General features: G+C 47.0%; 17 protein-coding genes. 4 read left to right on the forward strand and 13 right to left on the reverse strand.

Annotated elements, in window-relative coordinates:
- Window positions 1-165: 165 nt before the first annotated feature.
- Window positions 166-1,194: a DNA polymerase III subunit delta gene (gene holA / locus A4U59_RS10770; RefSeq protein ID WP_070120728.1), complete on the reverse strand. Its 1,029-nt coding sequence runs from the start codon at window positions 1,192-1,194 to the stop codon at window positions 166-168.
- 307 nt (window positions 1,195-1,501) lie between these two features.
- On the opposite strand from holA, the gene A4U59_RS10775 reads away from it, so the two are divergent.
- Window positions 1,502-1,636 (forward strand): YqzM family protein, encoded by a 135-nt coding sequence (locus A4U59_RS10775; protein ID WP_070120729.1) that lies wholly within the window; start codon window positions 1,502-1,504, stop codon window positions 1,634-1,636.
- Window positions 1,637-1,738: 102 nt separating this feature from the next.
- Here A4U59_RS10775 and A4U59_RS10780 read toward each other — a convergent pair whose 3' ends face one another.
- The 3 genes from A4U59_RS10780 to A4U59_RS10790 form a co-directional block, all read right to left on the reverse strand.
- The gene (locus A4U59_RS10780) at window positions 1,739-4,039 is read right to left on the reverse strand and encodes a DNA internalization-related competence protein ComEC/Rec2 (protein ID WP_070120730.1); all 2,301 of its coding nucleotides are present in this window, start codon (window positions 4,037-4,039) and stop codon (window positions 1,739-1,741) included.
- Window positions 4,040-4,059: 20 nt separating this feature from the next.
- Window positions 4,060-4,638, reverse strand: a complete 579-nt coding sequence (locus A4U59_RS10785; RefSeq protein ID WP_070120731.1) for a ComE operon protein 2 — start codon at window positions 4,636-4,638, stop codon at window positions 4,060-4,062.
- A gap of 67 nt (window positions 4,639-4,705) precedes the next feature.
- Window positions 4,706-5,323, reverse strand: coding sequence for a helix-hairpin-helix domain-containing protein (locus tag A4U59_RS10790; RefSeq protein ID WP_070120732.1), 618 nt, complete (start codon window positions 5,321-5,323; stop codon window positions 4,706-4,708).
- A 94-nt stretch (window positions 5,324-5,417) separates the two neighbouring features.
- On the opposite strand from A4U59_RS10790, the gene comER reads away from it, so the two are divergent.
- Window positions 5,418-6,242, forward strand: coding sequence for a late competence protein ComER (gene comER / locus A4U59_RS10795; protein WP_070120771.1), 825 nt, complete (start codon window positions 5,418-5,420; stop codon window positions 6,240-6,242).
- 239 nt (window positions 6,243-6,481) lie between these two features.
- Here the strand turns inward: comER and A4U59_RS10800 are convergent, their stop codons facing one another.
- The 8 genes from A4U59_RS10800 to A4U59_RS10835 form a co-directional block, all read right to left on the reverse strand.
- Window positions 6,482-7,237 carry a class I SAM-dependent DNA methyltransferase gene (locus A4U59_RS10800; RefSeq protein ID WP_342670195.1) on the reverse strand — a complete coding sequence of 252 codons (756 nt, stop codon included), beginning with the start codon at window positions 7,235-7,237 and terminating at the stop codon, window positions 6,482-6,484.
- 71 nt (window positions 7,238-7,308) lie between these two features.
- Window positions 7,309-7,665 (reverse strand): ribosome silencing factor, encoded by a 357-nt coding sequence (gene rsfS / locus A4U59_RS10805; RefSeq protein WP_070120734.1) that lies wholly within the window; start codon window positions 7,663-7,665, stop codon window positions 7,309-7,311.
- Window positions 7,665-8,255 carry a bis(5'-nucleosyl)-tetraphosphatase (symmetrical) YqeK gene (yqeK, locus tag A4U59_RS10810; RefSeq protein WP_070120735.1) on the reverse strand — a complete coding sequence of 197 codons (591 nt, stop codon included), beginning with the start codon at window positions 8,253-8,255 and terminating at the stop codon, window positions 7,665-7,667. The genes rsfS and yqeK overlap by 1 nt, the downstream gene beginning before the upstream one ends.
- Window positions 8,233-8,814 (reverse strand): nicotinate-nucleotide adenylyltransferase, encoded by a 582-nt coding sequence (locus tag A4U59_RS10815; RefSeq protein ID WP_070120736.1) that lies wholly within the window; start codon window positions 8,812-8,814, stop codon window positions 8,233-8,235. The genes yqeK and A4U59_RS10815 overlap by 23 nt, the downstream gene beginning before the upstream one ends.
- A 16-nt stretch (window positions 8,815-8,830) precedes the next feature.
- The gene (yhbY, locus tag A4U59_RS10820; RefSeq protein WP_070120737.1) at window positions 8,831-9,121 is read right to left on the reverse strand and encodes a ribosome assembly RNA-binding protein YhbY; all 291 of its coding nucleotides are present in this window, start codon (window positions 9,119-9,121) and stop codon (window positions 8,831-8,833) included.
- Between the two features lie 58 nt (window positions 9,122-9,179).
- Complete coding sequence (gene aroE, locus A4U59_RS10825; protein WP_070120738.1) at window positions 9,180-10,022, reverse strand: shikimate dehydrogenase; 843 nt, start codon at window positions 10,020-10,022, stop codon at window positions 9,180-9,182.
- A gap of 14 nt (window positions 10,023-10,036) precedes the next feature.
- Window positions 10,037-11,191 (reverse strand): ribosome biogenesis GTPase YqeH, encoded by a 1,155-nt coding sequence (gene yqeH / locus A4U59_RS10830; RefSeq protein ID WP_070120739.1) that lies wholly within the window; start codon window positions 11,189-11,191, stop codon window positions 10,037-10,039.
- Window positions 11,146-11,667 (reverse strand): YqeG family HAD IIIA-type phosphatase, encoded by a 522-nt coding sequence (locus tag A4U59_RS10835; RefSeq protein ID WP_070120740.1) that lies wholly within the window; start codon window positions 11,665-11,667, stop codon window positions 11,146-11,148. Before A4U59_RS10835 ends, yqeH begins: the two co-directional genes overlap by 46 nt.
- A gap of 386 nt (window positions 11,668-12,053) precedes the next feature.
- On the opposite strand from A4U59_RS10835, the gene sda reads away from it, so the two are divergent.
- A complete protein-coding gene (gene sda, locus A4U59_RS10840; RefSeq protein WP_070120741.1) occupies window positions 12,054-12,194 on the forward strand; it encodes a sporulation histidine kinase inhibitor Sda in 141 nt (46 codons plus the stop codon).
- A 329-nt stretch (window positions 12,195-12,523) separates the two neighbouring features.
- On the opposite strand, the gene A4U59_RS10845 is transcribed toward sda, so the two are convergent.
- A complete protein-coding gene (locus tag A4U59_RS10845; protein ID WP_070120742.1) occupies window positions 12,524-13,024 on the reverse strand; it encodes a YhcN/YlaJ family sporulation lipoprotein in 501 nt (166 codons plus the stop codon).
- Between the two features lie 188 nt (window positions 13,025-13,212).
- Between A4U59_RS10845 and A4U59_RS10850 the strand changes: the two genes are divergently transcribed.
- Window positions 13,213-15,555 (forward strand): Na+/H+ antiporter subunit A, encoded by a 2,343-nt coding sequence (locus A4U59_RS10850; protein WP_070120743.1) that lies wholly within the window; start codon window positions 13,213-13,215, stop codon window positions 15,553-15,555.
- Window position 15,556 lies beyond the last annotated feature (1 nt).

The raw sequence follows: 15,556 nt of genomic DNA on the forward strand, positions 1-15,556 counted from the left end.
AGCTGGATGGCTCCCTTCTCGCTTTTTATCCACAACGCAAAAATTTTAAAATATCCTTAACAGTAAAAAAACAAGCGAATTTGTATGCTGATTCGCTTGTTCCTGCACTTATAATTTTCAATTCCCTGCCTCTTAACCGAACTGCTCCAGCCTATGCGCTCCTTCTTATTTTACCGGGGCAGGACCTGCTGCTTTCATCATGAACAATTCAAGTGCGAGCGTTTTGTCAATTTTTCCGGATTTAATGCCGTAATCAGCCTCCGCAAGTTCATCGATCAAACTCCGCAATTCTTCATCAGAGAATCTTCCGGCCTGCTGGGCTGCAAGCTTGACCCGATATGGATGGACTTTAAGCGTTCCTGCAATCTGCTTTTGTCCGTAACCGGCTTTCAGCAAATCTTTCACGTGCAGATAGAGGCGGAACTGGCCAGCCAGTACAGACAGGATTTTCAGGGGCTCTTCTTTCTGCCTGAGCAGGTCATAATAAATCCTCATCGCTTTTTCAACGTTTTTCCCGATCACTCCGTCAATCAGCGCAAAAATATTTTGTTCAAGTGTTCTTGCTGCCAGCATTTCAACCGTTTCGGCTGTAATTTCACCGCCTTCTCCGGCATACAGCGCCATTTTATCCAATTCACTTGAAAGCAGCATCAGGTCTGTATCGGCTGTTTGCAGCAAAAGCCCTTTTGCCTGCGGTGAGATCGCTACGCCATGTTCAGCCGCTCTTGTATCGACCCATTTTTCTGTGAAACGCGGGTCTGCTTTGGACGCCTCAAGGACATCACCATTCTTTTTAAGCAGCTTAACGATTTTTTTCCTTTCATCGAGCTTCTCGTACGGAGCAATAATTACAAGGACCGTATCCGGGGAAGGATCGTGTAAATACCGTTCCAGCACTTTCAAATTGTGGTCCATTTTCGACTTGTCTTTCTGTGATGTGAGAAAAATCGGATTTGTAATCAAAACGACCCGTTTTTCTCCGATAAAGGGAAGTGTTTCCGCTTCTTCAATGGCTGCCTCAACCGGGGTTTCTTCCATGTCAGCAGCTGACAAATTAAAGTCCTGTTCCTCCTCGGATAAGACCGCGTTTATAATTTTATGCTTTGTTTCATCGATAAGGAATGACTCCGTTCCATGCAGCAAGTACAGCGGTGAAATGTCCCGCTGTTTCAGTTTTTTATGTAGTTCCAGCATAACTGTTCCCCCGCGATTAGATGTCTTAACAGTTATCGTAGACCGTACAATACGTTTTGGCAAGGGCAAAATATACATAAAAGGGAGCGAACAACCGAGGAAGCCCGCTCCCCCTTTATGATAAACGCCGGACCAAAAAGGCCTAGGATACTTTTTAGCCGGCGGTATCGCTTTTGTATTGCTTAGATTGCCCGTTACACGGTAAACTATAGATAACAACTCCTGTAAACAAAGGAAAAAGGAATAGAATGAGTAGATTTTTTTCGGGTTATTCCGTATACTAATGAATGAAGTAGGAGGGGTAATTGTGAACAAATTTGAAGAGACAGTGCAAAGTCAGCGTAATGACCTAATTGACTCTGGAGTAGGCTTTATCGTTACCTTTGGTTTTTTTGCTACAATTTTTATCATCGCCACAGTCGTTAAATACTTTGGTGCATAAACCGGAGGAACCGGTAAAACACAGTAATACATACGTTACTGTAGCCAGGCTGCATTTTGCAGCCTGTTTTTCGTTGTTCAAGTTTTTTTAGGGATCATTTGTTTAATCCACAATATGCATCGGCAGGAAAAAGGTTCCTTTATTGCTTTTAAATCGGTAATGGACGGCACCTTGCTCATCTGTACGGAAGACCAGCGTCCCCATTGAAGAAAAACGGTCAAGCACTTCATCATGCGGATGACCGAAACGATTTTCGTTCCCTGCTGATATAACAGCAATTTTCGGATTGACCTTTTTCAGGAAAGCTTCTGAAGATGAAGTTTTACTGCCATGGTGTCCCGCCTTCAAAATATCTGCCCGCAATGAAGGCTTGGCACGGATCAGTGCAGACTCCCCTTCCTTCTCCAGATCCCCTGTGAACAGCCATGACTTGCCGCCAAGCAGAGCATGAACCGCAATGGAGCGGTTATTTTCATTCAAGTGTCCGCTTGCAGGTGAGTAATAGGCGCTGACCGGATGAGCGTTTGTCCCGATTTCGACTGTCCCATCCACCCCATAGACCTGAATGCCCTTTTCATGTGCAGATTTGATGACCTTCGTCAGCATTGCATTCCTTCTTGCCCCGCTCCCTATCAAGATGTTTTTCACATTCATATTCCGTACGACCGCTTCCGCGCCTCCGATATGGTCGATATCCGAATGGGTAAGGACCAGATAATCGATCTTTTTTATCCCTTTCGCCTTTAAGAGCGGCACTACAATGTCAGCACCGGGATCAAAATTGCTGCGCCGTTCGGCCCACTCGGGCACCTCAAACCGAAGAACACCTCCCGTATCAATCAAAATATTCATTTCTGAATGGGGAAGCGTGATAAAAGTGCTGTCTCCCTGTCCGACATCAATAAAAACAACTTCGCCTTCCCCGCTGAAAACCGGTAAATAATAAATAATAGACCACCAGGACAGGAAAAGAACAGTCCCATACATGACCTTTTTTGTTTCAAATAAAATGAATACTGTAGCGGTTATACATATTGCCGCTCCGGCAATGTATTTATCGGACTTGCCAAATACAAGCAAGCCAAAGTCAAGTCCTGCGACTACTTGTAATAATTTGGATGAAAGCGCCAAAATGGAGGACAGCAGCCGCTCGAAGACATCAAACAGCACCGGCACCTGCATTGAGAGTACAGCCGCGTTGGCCAGCGGCAAAACTGCGAACATAATGACAGGAACAAATATCAGATTTACCGGGATTGATAACAGTGAGAATTGATAAAAGTGATACAGAAGAACTGGAAGTGAGGAAGCCTGTGCGATCATCGTCACGAGTATGAGCTGAACGCCCGCCGATGAACCCTTCTTAAGAATCGGGGAAGAAAATATGAGGGCATAACTGACGAGGAAGGAAAGCTGGAAGCCTGCTTCATATAAATAGTAAGGATGTAGCAAAACCATAAACATAAAGATGAGGCTGATACCATCAGAAGCCGCCATCCTTCTCCGCATAAGCGTGGAAACGAGGACAGCAGCAGACATTCCGGCAGCCCGCAAAACAGCGGGGGACCCTCCGGTAATGATTGCATATACGCCAAGGGCCGCAATCAGTGATACAGCCGTTTTTTCCCTTGTAACTCCCATGCGGATCATAGTGAAATACAGCAAAGAAACGATGCTCCCCACATGAAGGCCAGATATGACCAGCAAGTGCATGATGCCGAGCTTTTGATAAGAGTGGTATAAATCATCATCAATTAATGAACGTTCACCGAGTACAAGCGCCTGGACAACCCCTTCATCGCCTTTATTGAAGTTATGGGCGATCTCATCAAGTATCGTGCCGCGAAAGCGGATGACGGCTCCTATACCATCCCTGCTCGCTTTCAGGCAATCGGAAGGATTCAGCCGCTCTGTTTCGGCGATCCAGTGGATTTTGCGATGTTTCAAATACTTGGCGTAGTCAAAAGAATGTTCGTTGCGTGGGTTGTCAGATTTCACAAGTTTTGCCGTGAAAGAACATCCGTCACCGTATGAAAGTTCCGACCACATTTTCTTTTCTTGTTCAGTCCGGATCCGGTGTTTCACGATTACCTTTTCATAGCCAGTAACGGATAAAGAAAACATCAGCCGGTCACCATCGATTTCGGGAAGTGAAGAGACTGTGCCTGTAAACTGGTTAGTTTCAAGAGAAAGCGCCGTTACATTATGAGACGCGGTTATTGAGGAGGTGACCAAAAACAACAGGAAAGCGGAGAATGCCGCGAGCGTCAGTGTCCTGCCTTCTTTCCAGAAAAGATAAAAGAAAAAACCGGCTGAACTTATTAGAACCGGTAAAGAAAAAGAAAGGGAGGCAAGAATGCCGGCAGCGGCAGCCGCCGCTATGTATATGGTTTTTCCGCGCAATACTTTCTTAAGCCTCCATATTATTTTTTATACAGCTTCTCCGCTTCCTGGCGCAGCGCCGCAAGCTCCGCTTCCGGCATGCCTTTTTCCGCAAGCTTTTCCAGCAGCTTCCCTGTCAGGCTGTGCTTATGCTCCTCATTTAAGTCTGTCACAGCGTCAACAGGTGCCACCTCGACTTTTTGTACGAAAACCCCCGCTTGCTGCAGCATTTCTTCCGCGTACGGGTGATTTTTATAATCTTTTGCATAATGAAGAGCCTTTATGCCTGACTGTATCAGTGCTTTTGTGCAGTGGATGCACGGAAAATGGGTCACATAAATTTCTGCTCCCTCCGTTGGCACCCCGAATTTCGCGCATTGCAAAAGCGCATTGACTTCTGCGTGGATGGTCCGGACGCAATGCTCATCAATGACATAACATCCTTCATCGATACAGTGGGTGCCTCCTGAAATCGAACCGTTATACCCGCCTGCAATTATCCGTTTATCTCTCACGATAGTCGCTCCGACAGCCAACCGCGTGCAGGTGCTCCTTTGTGAAAGCAAGTGGCTTTGTGACATGAAATATTGATCCCAGGAAATTCGATTACTTGTCGTCATGCTGTCCCCTCCGTTACTTTCTCTTTAGCCAGTGTACCTGCTCTTTTTAAAATGAGTCAACACCATATCATGGCACCTCGATATAACCATCCATGTTTTCCAGTGACTTTTCACCGATACCGCTTACTTCAAGGAGGTCTTCAGCCGTTTCAAACGGGCCGTTTTTTTCTCTGTACTCCAGAATCATTTTTGCTTTGGAAGGGCCGACTCCCGGTATTGTTTGCAATTGTTCCGCATTTGCCATGTTGATGTTCACTTTGCCGGAACTGTCAGCAGCGGATGAGTCTGTGCTGCCCCCGGAGTGTTCACCTGTTTTCGGGATCACGATCATCATTCCGTCAATGGCCTTTGATGCAAGGTTGACCTGCGTCTGGTCTGCATCTGCAGTCAATCCGCCGGCCTTATTAACAGCGTCTTCCACCCTGTCCCCTTCCATAAGCCGGTAAACGCCAGGATTCTTGACTTCACCTTTTATATCAATGACTACCGGATTTGCCGGTTTTTCCGGGTTTTCAGTGATACTGCCTGTGCCGCCGGCTTGAAGCAATACCTCCGCATCTTTTAGACTCGAGCTTCCTGCCTCGGATTCTGCTCCTTTTTCTTTGAGCAGATGCCAGGATAAAAAAGCCAATAAAATGATCCCTGCGAGGCCGGCAAGCATCCATTCTTTCCTTGATAGTGACATGTTTCAACCTCCAGTCGGTTTTGTTTCACACATAATTGGCAGTCCCTGTTCATAAGCTGTAGGAGAGATGGCGTTTAAAGGAGAGGATGGTATGTTGAAAATCGGTATTATCGGGACCGGGAACATGGGCAGCATTCTGGCCGAAGCAATGATTGAATCGCAAGCCATTCCCCCTTCCCACATCACTGTAACGAACCGGACGCTAAGCAAGGCCCGCTCATTGCAGCGGTCTTTTCCAGATATCAAGGTTGCAGCGAATGCACAGGAAACGGCTCTGAATTGCGACTTCGTTTTCATATGCGTGAAGCCGAAAGACATTTTTCCGCTTCTACAGCAAATCAAGCCAGCTCTTTCGCGGGATTCGTGTCTTGTTTCCATTACAAGCCCGGTGAGCATCGAACAGCTTGAGTCAGCGGTCCCAACGCAGGTAGCCCGCGTAATTCCGAGCATCACCAACAGAGCACTTAGCGGCGTTTCCCTCGTTACATTCGGCCACGAGATGAGAGAGAGCCGCAAACAAGAATTATGGAAAATGCTCGAACAATTTTCCCTGCCGGTTGTGATCCAGGAAGACGTGACACGGGCAGCCTCAGATATTGTGAGCTGCGGGCCCGCATTCATAAGCTATTTGCTGCAGCGGTTCATAGACGCGGGGGTAAAAGAGACAAAAATCACCAGGGAACAGGCTACAACCCTGATGGAACAAATGATGATCGGATTCGGCAAACTGATGGAAAAAGAAATTTTCACCCTCGAAACATTACAGGAGAAAGTATGTGTCAAAGGAGGGGTGACAGGAGAAGGAATCGAAGTACTGAAAGAAGAGGTGGGCCCTGTATTTGAACACTTATTTCAGCGAACTCATGCCAAATACGAACGGGACAAAGAAGAGACCAAATCACAGTTCGGTATATACTGACTTCAACACACATGATCGAAAATCCGCTAATTTCCTAAATCATTTTCGTTATCCGGCCATCTGCACAAAATACAGGCAAAAGAACAGGGCCAGTACTGTTCCTTCGCATAAAGAAATCTCACCGGCCGGCTGTATTTAAATTGGCAGCTGCATTGCAGCACTCCTTTGCTGACAATTTATACTTTCCTATATGGCAAAAAAAGGAACCCGGCGGTACATGTGCCGCTGGGTTCTTCCTGTCAGACGATTGGTTTTTGTGCAGTGAAGAATAACCTTTCGGCCTGTCCAGGCCCGCTGTCCGCCTCCGTTTCAGAAGATATTTCTCCGAACCCTGCTTCTTCAAGCCATTTGACATAATGATCTTCTGGAAAAGTGCGCTGATAATGAATTTCGTCGAACCGTTTATAAAGTCCGGGACTGCCTTTCTGTTTACAGTAAAACGTCAGCTCATGTTCGACACTGTCCGGCTCGTCTCCAGGGAAACTGTTCCAAATATACGAGACTTCTTCATCACTGTCGGCAAACGTCGCATTCATGAAAATGTGATTGATTTTGTAAATGGTATGCACATCAAACATGAGGATGCCGCCTGGTTTGAGGGCTTCAAAAGCATTTATGAATACATTCCGGACAGAACTGCCGTTTTCCAGATAATTCAGGGAATCAATAAAACAGCCAATCATGTCAAAATCCCCGAGTCCCTCAAATGCTGTCATATCCTGTTCATAAAGCGGAAGTGTTATGCCTGCTTCCGCTGCTTTGCGGCTCGCGGCGGCAAGCATTTCCGGAGAAATGTCGAGCCCTTCCACTTCCAGTCCTGATTCGGCAAGGCCGATTGCAAGAGTGCCGGTCCCGCAGGCAAGGTCAAGCATTCGCTTTCCCCCCACTCCGTAATGCCCCGCTGTCTTCAACACAAAATCAACCCACTTCTCATAGGGAACGTCTTCCATCAAGTAATCATAATAGTATGCAAAATGTTCATACGCCATATTCATATTCCTCCATCCTAACACAGCTACTGAAAAAAGGGTCCATCACGAGAATGATGGACCCTGCAATCAGTTTATCATGAAGATATTTCTTCAAGAATGTCGATGCGCCTGGCGTCGCCCCAGAGCCGTTCAAGATTATAATAATTCCGTTCGTCTTTATGGAAAATGTGGACGACAACACCTTTTAGGTCAACCAGAACCCAGCGCCCGGAGTCAAAACCTTCAAGCCGCTCGATTCCGATGCCGTTTTCGCTCGCTGTATCTTTGACTTCTCTCGCAATCGCCTGGACCTGCTTTTCTGAGTTACCGTGGCAAATCAAAAAATAGTCTGCTACGAGGGAAACGCCTTTCATATCAAGGGCAATAATATCTTCCGCCCTTTTATCATCCGCGGCTTTTGCAGCCACATGTAAAACTTCACGTTCTGTCACTATGCATCCCTCCTGCTTCTTTCTGTTTTATTTTTCTTCATTACAAGGTCGTTGTATGCATCAACCGTATCGGGAAAAACCGGCTGGCCTTTACTCATAATAAATTGAATCGTATTTTTAAGCGCCAGGATGACAGCATCATCAAGACTTTGTTCCGCCAGACTCCTCACTTCATTCACACCCGGAAAGCTGCGGCCCGGCTCGATATAATCAGCAAGGAAAATCACTTTATCCAGGGCAGTCATACCGGCTTTCCCTGTCGTATGCCAGCGGATTGCAGACAGGATATCAGCGTCCTCCAGTCCCGTTTCCTCACGGACGAGCACTGCACCGGCAGGAGCATGCCACAGTTCATGGTGGTACTCAAGAAGCCTGTCATCCATTCCGTTTTCCTTAATGATCCGTTTCATTTCTGATTTGTCCCTGAACTTGGCGTAATCATGGAAAATGGCGGCAAGTTCGGCTTCCTTTTCATCTACATCATTACGCCCGGCCAGGCGAACCGCAGTTTCTGCAACGCCAAGTGTATGCCGATAGCGCTTTTCTGTAAGTTGTCCTTTTACGAGATCAAGTGCTTTCTCTTTTTGCATACAGCCCATTCTCCTCGATATATAATCTGACTTCATCGGGCAGGTAATAGCGGACATTGCCGCCTGTTGCAATGCGCTCCCGTAAAAAAGATGATGAAACATCAAACTCGCGTACTTCCACTTCTGCGATGGGATACTCTGTCTCAAGTGAATAACCGGGCCGTTTCACACCTGCGAACGTCACATAGCGAAGAAGATCGTCAATATTTTTCCACTTCGGCAAATATTCGACCATGTCGGACCCGATAATGAAATAAAATACGGCATCCTTTTCCTTGTCAGTGATAAGTCTGATTGTGTCGATCGTATAGCTTGGGCCTGTCCGCCGAAGTTCAACATCATTCAGTTTGAAAGCATCATTTCCAGAAATGGCGCACCTCGTCATTTCGAGACGATCCCCTGCTGTGGAATCACTTTCCTTCTCTTTATGAGGAGGCACATTCGATGGCATGAACCATACTTCATCAAGCGATAATTGATGATAAGCCTCCTGTGCGATTAACAGATGCCCGTAATGGGGAGGATCGAATGTACCGCCGAGAATTCCAATGTTCTTCATGATAATGCTCCTTTGTCTACGGCAGTTCGATTTGCTTTTTGTTTTCCGACTCTTTATATAAAACAATTGTATTTCCGATAACCTGAACAAGTTCGGCAGATGCCCCTTCTGACAGAAGCTCTGCTACTTCTTGTTTATCCTGTTCACAGTTCTGCAAAACACTGACCTTGATCAATTCCCTTGCCTCCAGTGCATCTTTGACCTGCTGGATAAGGTTTTCATTCACTCCGCCTTTTCCGACCTGAAAAATCGGATTCAAATGATGGGCTTTTGAACGCAAAAAACGTTTTTGTTTCCCAGTCAGCATATCTTTTTCCTCCTATATAAGAATGATTTAATTTTGTTCAACCGGTCACGTCGGCCATTTATTGTCCATGGCTGCCATTCATTTCCTCAAGGACGGTCCTTTTCATCGCCTCAAAATCCGGAATCCTGCCTGTCCACCGCTCAAAGGCAAGCGCACCCTGACCAGCAAACATTCCGATCCCGGTATGGATAACAGCCCCTTTTTTGCGGCTTTGCTGCAGAAATTCCGTTTCAAGCGGGTTATAAACAATATCGCTTGCAATTGCGCCCGGCTTTATGTTTTCAACCTTAATCGGGGATTGTTCGATATTCGGCGACATGCCGACGGGTGTCGTATTGACGATAAGGTCATAGTCACCGAGACGCTGCTCCGCTTCAGGCAGGGACAGCACCTTGCAGGCGCCCTGGGACAACGCGCGCACAAGGGCCCGGGCCTTCTCCAGTGACCTGTTGGCAATGTCGACCCGTCCTGCTCCGCCTTCAAGCAGGGTCACAAGCAATGCCCGGGCAGCGCCGCCCGCTCCGATGACGAGGAGCTTCTTCCCTTTCAAGCTGATTCCGGTTTCTTTTTCAAGTGATAAAAGATAGCCTTTACCATCCGTATTATAGCCAACCAGCTTGCCGCTTTCGTTTACCACTGTGTTGACAGCACCGATTCGCATCGCTTCATCTGATACTTCATCCAAATATTCCATGACAGCGACTTTGTGAGGAATCGTGACATTGAAACCTTTAAAGCCCAGGGCCTTCATCCCGCTCACCGCTCCGGAGAGCATTTCGTCCGGCACCTGAAAAGCATGGTAGGAAAAAGGCAGGCCGAGCGATTCGAATTGGACATTATGCATTTGCGGGGATTTTGAATGCGCCACCGGATCCCCGATTAACCCTATCAGTCTTTTCATCTCGATTCCCCCGATCAAATCAGTGACTGGCGGATTGATACAGTTACCCCTTTAGGTGCGTATGCCGCTATTTTGATGCCCGGATCATTGACTGTCACCCAACCGAGACCTGAAAATACGATGTCTGTCTTCCCTTCCCGGATGGAAAATTCGTGTTTCACCAGCTCCGGAAGTTCCGCGGTTCCTTCGCTCCTCGGGGGGCTTAACAGTTCGCCAGCATGTTCACGGTACAAATCATCGGCCTTTTCCAGTTTTGTCCGATGGATGTTCAGCTCATTAGACAGATACACCGTGAATGAAGACCTGTCCCCTTTGACGAAATCAAAGCGGGCCAGTCCGCCAAAAAAGAGGGTCTGCCCATCATTAAGCTGGTAAATCCGGGGTTTAATCTCTTTCTTGGGCGTGATTGTTTTCAAGTCTTTATCATCAACATAGTGCGCCATCTGGTGATGATTGATAATACCCGGCGTATCGTAAAGCGACGTGCCGTCGTCAAGCGGTATTCCGATCAGACCGAGCGTCGTTCCCGGAAAGTGTGATGTCGTAATGACATCTTCATTTTCACCCGTGTACATTTTGATGATTCGGTTGATGAATGTGGACTTGCCCACATTTGTGCTCCCAACGATATAGACATCGCGGCCATCCCTGTAATGCTCGATCGCCTCGGCGGCTTTTTCGATGCCATGCCCTTTCTCTGCGCTGATCAGATGGATATCAACCGGCTTTAGACCGAGTTCCTTCGCCAGACGCTCCATCCAGTTAATGAGTTTATTCCGCTTTACGGATTTAGGGAGCAGGTCGGCTTTATTGCCGATCAATAAAACCGGGTTTCCGCCGGCAAACCTGTGCAGGCCCGGCAGCCAGCTGCCGTTGAAATCAAAAATATCGACAAGCTTCACAATCAAGGCATCCGTTTGGCCAAGCCCGTTTAAAATTTTCAGGAAATCATCATCAGTAAGAGGAACATCCTGGATTTCATTATAATGCTTGAGCCTGAAGCAGCGCTGGCAAATCACCTGCTCCCGTTCAAGGGCTGAAGGCGGGGCATAGCCAGGCGCTTTTTTGTCTTCCGTCTGAATGGCGATACCACATCCGATACATGTCTCTTGCTCGTGTTCAGTCACTTTTTTTCCTCCCAATAAATCATTCCTTTTTTCCTCATCCATGACAAAATGGTACTTTCAACTTTACGGTTGAATTTCGTAAAAAAGCCATCCGACTGCGCAACGGGTACAACAAGGATGGAATGAAGGCCGATACTGTTGGCACCGAGGACATCAGTAAGCAGCTGGTCGCCGATGACGACAACTTCATCTTTTGAAAGCTTCATATCTTTCAGGGCCTGATTAAAAGCCTTGCTCATAGGTTTCTGAGCTCTATAGATAAAAGGGAGGCCGAGCGGTTCAGAAAACGCGGTGACCCTTTGTTTATCATTGTTTGAAATGATTGTCACAACAATCCCGTTTTCTTCGAGTGTTTTGAACCACCTGATCAGTTCGGGGGTTGCATAGGGCTCGTCCCATGCGACCAGGGTATTGTCAAGATCGGTAATGACTCCTTTGACCCCCCGCTCCTTCAGTTTAGCCGGGGTGATTTCATATACAGAACGAACATGCTCGTTCGGCAAAAATTTAGTAAGCAACCTATAACACCTCATCAATGCGTTTATTCACAGCTTTTTATCTTACTTATCATATCGAAATAAACACACACTTTCAAAACAAACTTGCTTAATATCCCCCTGTCCTTTTTTTCAAAATGATCAGAAAATATTTCGACAAAATTCCTCGACACGTTTCTGTGAATAACTTTATTCACATTATCCCATATGGTATATAAGGAATTCCGATGTTTGTGCACAAGTTAACCACAGGTTATCCACCGCTGCTTGTGGATAATAGGAACGATTGTTCTCTTTCGGCTTTCATGATACAGTAAAACTAGCTCATACATAACCTATAATCTTATGTCTGGATAAATGAAACATTCCTATAACTTGCCAAGGAGGTGAAGCCATACGGCGTTCCGATGAAAAACCTATCTGATGACCTGCTGATCGAATCTTACCTGAAAGCCGTTGAGCTTCAATTGAGCCGTGATTTCATTTCTTTGATCAAGTCCGAAATAGACAGAAGAGCGTTGACAAGCCGAATCCGAGTCTCATCCTAAAATCAACTATAATAAGCAGCCCTGTTTCCGTAAAGGCATACGGTAAACAGGGCTTTTTCTTTACATTTGGCTTCCCTGCATGGATTGAAAGAGATCCTGCAGGGAAGGTGCTGACCTGATATCCGTAGTAAAAGAGTTGATATCCTTGTTAACGGGTAACCCGTCTTTATAACAACAAGACCAAATGGACAGCAACGTTTAACTTCAGCCGCCTATACTGCAGTATAGACGTTTACGGCCTCCCAAACATTCAATTTTGTTTCCGAGGGAACCTGGAAATTCCCTGTCTCTTTACTGTAAAAGCCAGCAGAAAAATCAAACATTTGCTGCTATTGGCCGAAAAGTTCTCCTGCCGGACTGTTTTTTTCGGCGGCCTTTTCAAGAAATGACTTCCATGTTTCCATCCATTCCTCATCAATAAGGCCGCCATTCTTTTTTTTCCACAGCCGTTTCGCTGTTCTGTACATGCCGGGATCGGTTATGACTTTGACTGTCGGCGTATTTTCAAGAAGCGGTTTTATATCATTTATGAGCGCATTTTCGTTTTTCCGCAAATAGGGGGCCGGTCTGACAGCAATAATATGTTCATTGTTATGGGTAAGGACCACCGCTTCCCGCACACCTTCCAGGCTGGAGATCTTTGCTGTCATTTTCTTTACGATATCAGCAGAGGTTGCAGCACCTATTTCATTCAGATTGGTATGGGCCCGGTAATACTCCCTCGGGGTAAACGGCTCAACATTTCCTTTTTCATATACCGATACCCCGTCTGTGCAGCCTGTCAAAACAGTTGCAAGAGCTATGGATAAAATGCATGATTTTCCATTCATTTTTCTAGCACCTCCGCTAACAGTTTGCCACTCTCTTCCAGACGCTATGCACTGTCCGGCTTTTTTAACATTTGAAGTTGAACATGGGGGCAATAAACGTTTACAATTAGGAAGGACTCGTTTTACCGCACTAAATCAAGTTTGTTTATATTGAAGGAAAATTGCTATCCAAGGAGGAAAAATCTTTCATGCTTCACATCGCTGTTCTTTTGCCGCTGCTGTTTGCCGTTTTTGTTCCGGCTATTTACAGAAACGTTAAACGGCTGCACACAGGATGGTTTGTCCTTGCTATACCTGTCATCCTGTTTGCCTATCTGATCACATACTTGCCTAAAGTGTGGGAAAAGCCGCTGCTGTTCCAGCAGGAATGGATACCCTCGCTTGGTATTAACTACAATTTATATGTGGACGGGCTCAGCCTTCTGTTCGGGCTCCTCATAACCGGAATCGGCTCGCTCGTCGTTCTTTACTCCGTGTATTACCTTGACGAAAAAGAAAAGCTTGGGCATTTTTATGTATACCTGCTTTTGTTCATGACCGCCATGCTTGGGGTCGTCTTTTCTGACAACCTGTTCGTCCTTTATACGTTCTGGGAATTCACCAGCCTGTCTTCCTTCCTGTTGATCGGTTACTGGAATCATCGGGAGAGATCCAGGTATGGTGCGCAAAAATCCCTTGTCATCACTGTCCTGGGCGGCCTGGCGCTGCTCGGGGGCTTCATCCTGCTTGCTGTCATGGCTGACAGCACGAGTATCCGCGGCATCATCGCGAATAAGGATGCAGTATTGGCGAGCCCGTACTTTACGGCAGCTCTGATGCTTGTACTGACAGGCGCATTCGCAAAATCAGCCCAGTTCCCGTTCCATACATGGCTGCCGGATGCTATGGAAGCCCCTACCCCTGTCAGTGCTTACCTGCACTCGGCGACGATGGTTAAGGCTGGCATTTATCTGGTTGCGCGGATTTCACTGATTTTTGCCGGAACCGACTTGTTTTTCATCCTCGTATCCGGATTCGGATTGCTGACACTGATCTGGGGTTCTTACATGGCCGTCAGACAAACGGATTTGAAAGCCATTTTGGCTTATTCGACAATCAGCCAGCTTGGCATGATCATGTCGATGCTCGGTTTCGGAACCGGTACGGCAGTACTTGCCGCCATCTTCCACATTTTCAACCATGCGACCTTTAAAGGGAGCCTGTTCATGGTGGCGGGCATCGTTGACCATGAAACCGGGACACGTGATATCCGCCGCCTCGGCGGGCTCATGACATTCATGCCGATTACGGCGACACTCGCTTTTTTTGGCACGTTTTCGATGGCGGGCGTACCGCTTCCTGTATTTAATGGCTTTCTAAGTAAAGAGATGTTCTTCGATGCCTCGCTGGAAGTCGGTCATGGTGCAGGTTCTGCACTTGTTCACAGCCTTGCGCCGGTTATTCCGTACCTTGCCGTATTCGGAAGCATCTTTACATTCGTATATTCAATGCTGCTGTTCTTCGGCACATTCAGGGGTGAGGCGAAGCTTGACCAGCTTGAGAAAAGCCCGCATGAGCCTCCGCTCGGCATGCTGATTTCACCGATCGTGCTAGTCACCTTCGTTATCTTGATCGGCATCATGCCGAACTTGATCAACGAGCCGCTGCTGGCCCCGGCCGTTGCCGCCGTGACAGGTGAAATACCGCACACCCATCTTGCATTCTGGCATGGGTTCAATACCCCGCTGTATATGTCTCTGACAGTGCTTGCGCTTGGAACACTCCTTTATCTTTCAAGGGAGAAGTGGGCTCCGCTGTATAACGCATTGCCGGGTCGCTGGAGTGCGTCTAAAGTATATGATTCTTTATTGGGCGGGCTGTTCACCGGTTCGCGTAAACTCACCGGAACCTATATGACCGGATCCCTTTATCTGTATATGGCGATCATTCTGTCATTCAGCGCCGGCCTGCTCGCCTTTACGATGTGGGTTACAGGAGGGTTTTCGATTTCATTTGACGATCTTGCTCCTGTATCATGGCCGCAGGTGCTTGTCGGTATCGTCATGATCATCGCAGCTGTAGGCACAATTGTGACAACGAACCGCATCGCCGCCATCCTGATTCTTGGAATTGTAGGATACGGATTGTCACTTCTTTTCGTGTTTTTCAGGGCGCCGGACCTTGCCCTTACACAGCTGATTGTGGAAACAGTCTCGGTCGCGCTGTTCCTGCTCGCTTTTTATCATTTGCCGAACCTGGAAAAAACGAATGAAAAACCGGGCCGGAAATTGCTTAACGCGATTATCGCAATAAGTATGGGCACGATGGTTACGCTCGTAGCGATCGCTTCCCACAGTACAAAAATGTTCGATTCGATTGCGGAATACTTTGTGGAAACGTCCGTCACGCTTGGCGGCGGGCATAACATTGTCAATGTCATCCTTGTTGACATGCGCGGACTTGATACGATGCTTGAAATCACGGTACTCGGTCTGGCAGCGCTCGGAATATACGGCATGATTAAATTGCGCGGGAAAGGAGAGGAAGGATAAG

The sequence above is a fragment of the Bacillus marinisedimentorum genome, assembly GCF_001644195.2.
GTDB lineage: Bacteria > Bacillota > Bacilli > Bacillales > Bacillaceae_O > Bacillus_BL > Bacillus_BL marinisedimentorum.

Excerpts from the sequence above, each read along its gene's own strand:
- holA (WP_070120728.1), bottom strand. The coding sequence starts at position 1,194 with ATGCTGGAACTACATAAAAAACTGAAACAGCGGGACATTTCACCGCTG.
- A4U59_RS10785 (WP_070120731.1), bottom strand. The coding sequence starts at position 4,638 with ATGACGACAAGTAATCGAATTTCCTGGGATCAATATTTCATGTCACAA.
- A4U59_RS10790 (WP_070120732.1), bottom strand. The coding sequence starts at position 5,323 with ATGTCACTATCAAGGAAAGAATGGATGCTTGCCGGCCTCGCAGGGATC.
- A4U59_RS10800 (WP_342670195.1), bottom strand. The coding sequence starts at position 7,237 with ATGAATATGGCGTATGAACATTTTGCATACTATTATGATTACTTGATG.
- yqeK (WP_070120735.1), bottom strand. The coding sequence starts at position 8,255 with ATGCAAAAAGAGAAAGCACTTGATCTCGTAAAAGGACAACTTACAGAA.
- A4U59_RS10815 (WP_070120736.1), bottom strand. The coding sequence starts at position 8,814 with ATGAAGAACATTGGAATTCTCGGCGGTACATTCGATCCTCCCCATTAC.
- yhbY (WP_070120737.1), bottom strand. The coding sequence starts at position 9,121 with ATGCTGACTGGGAAACAAAAACGTTTTTTGCGTTCAAAAGCCCATCAT.
- aroE (WP_070120738.1), bottom strand. The coding sequence starts at position 10,022 with ATGAAAAGACTGATAGGGTTAATCGGGGATCCGGTGGCGCATTCAAAA.
- yqeH (WP_070120739.1), bottom strand. The coding sequence starts at position 11,191 with ATGGATGAGGAAAAAAGGAATGATTTATTGGGAGGAAAAAAAGTGACT.
- sda (WP_070120741.1), top strand. The coding sequence starts at position 12,054 with ATGAAAAACCTATCTGATGACCTGCTGATCGAATCTTACCTGAAAGCC.
- A4U59_RS10845 (WP_070120742.1), bottom strand. The coding sequence starts at position 13,024 with ATGAATGGAAAATCATGCATTTTATCCATAGCTCTTGCAACTGTTTTG.
- A4U59_RS10850 (WP_070120743.1), top strand. The coding sequence starts at position 13,213 with ATGCTTCACATCGCTGTTCTTTTGCCGCTGCTGTTTGCCGTTTTTGTT.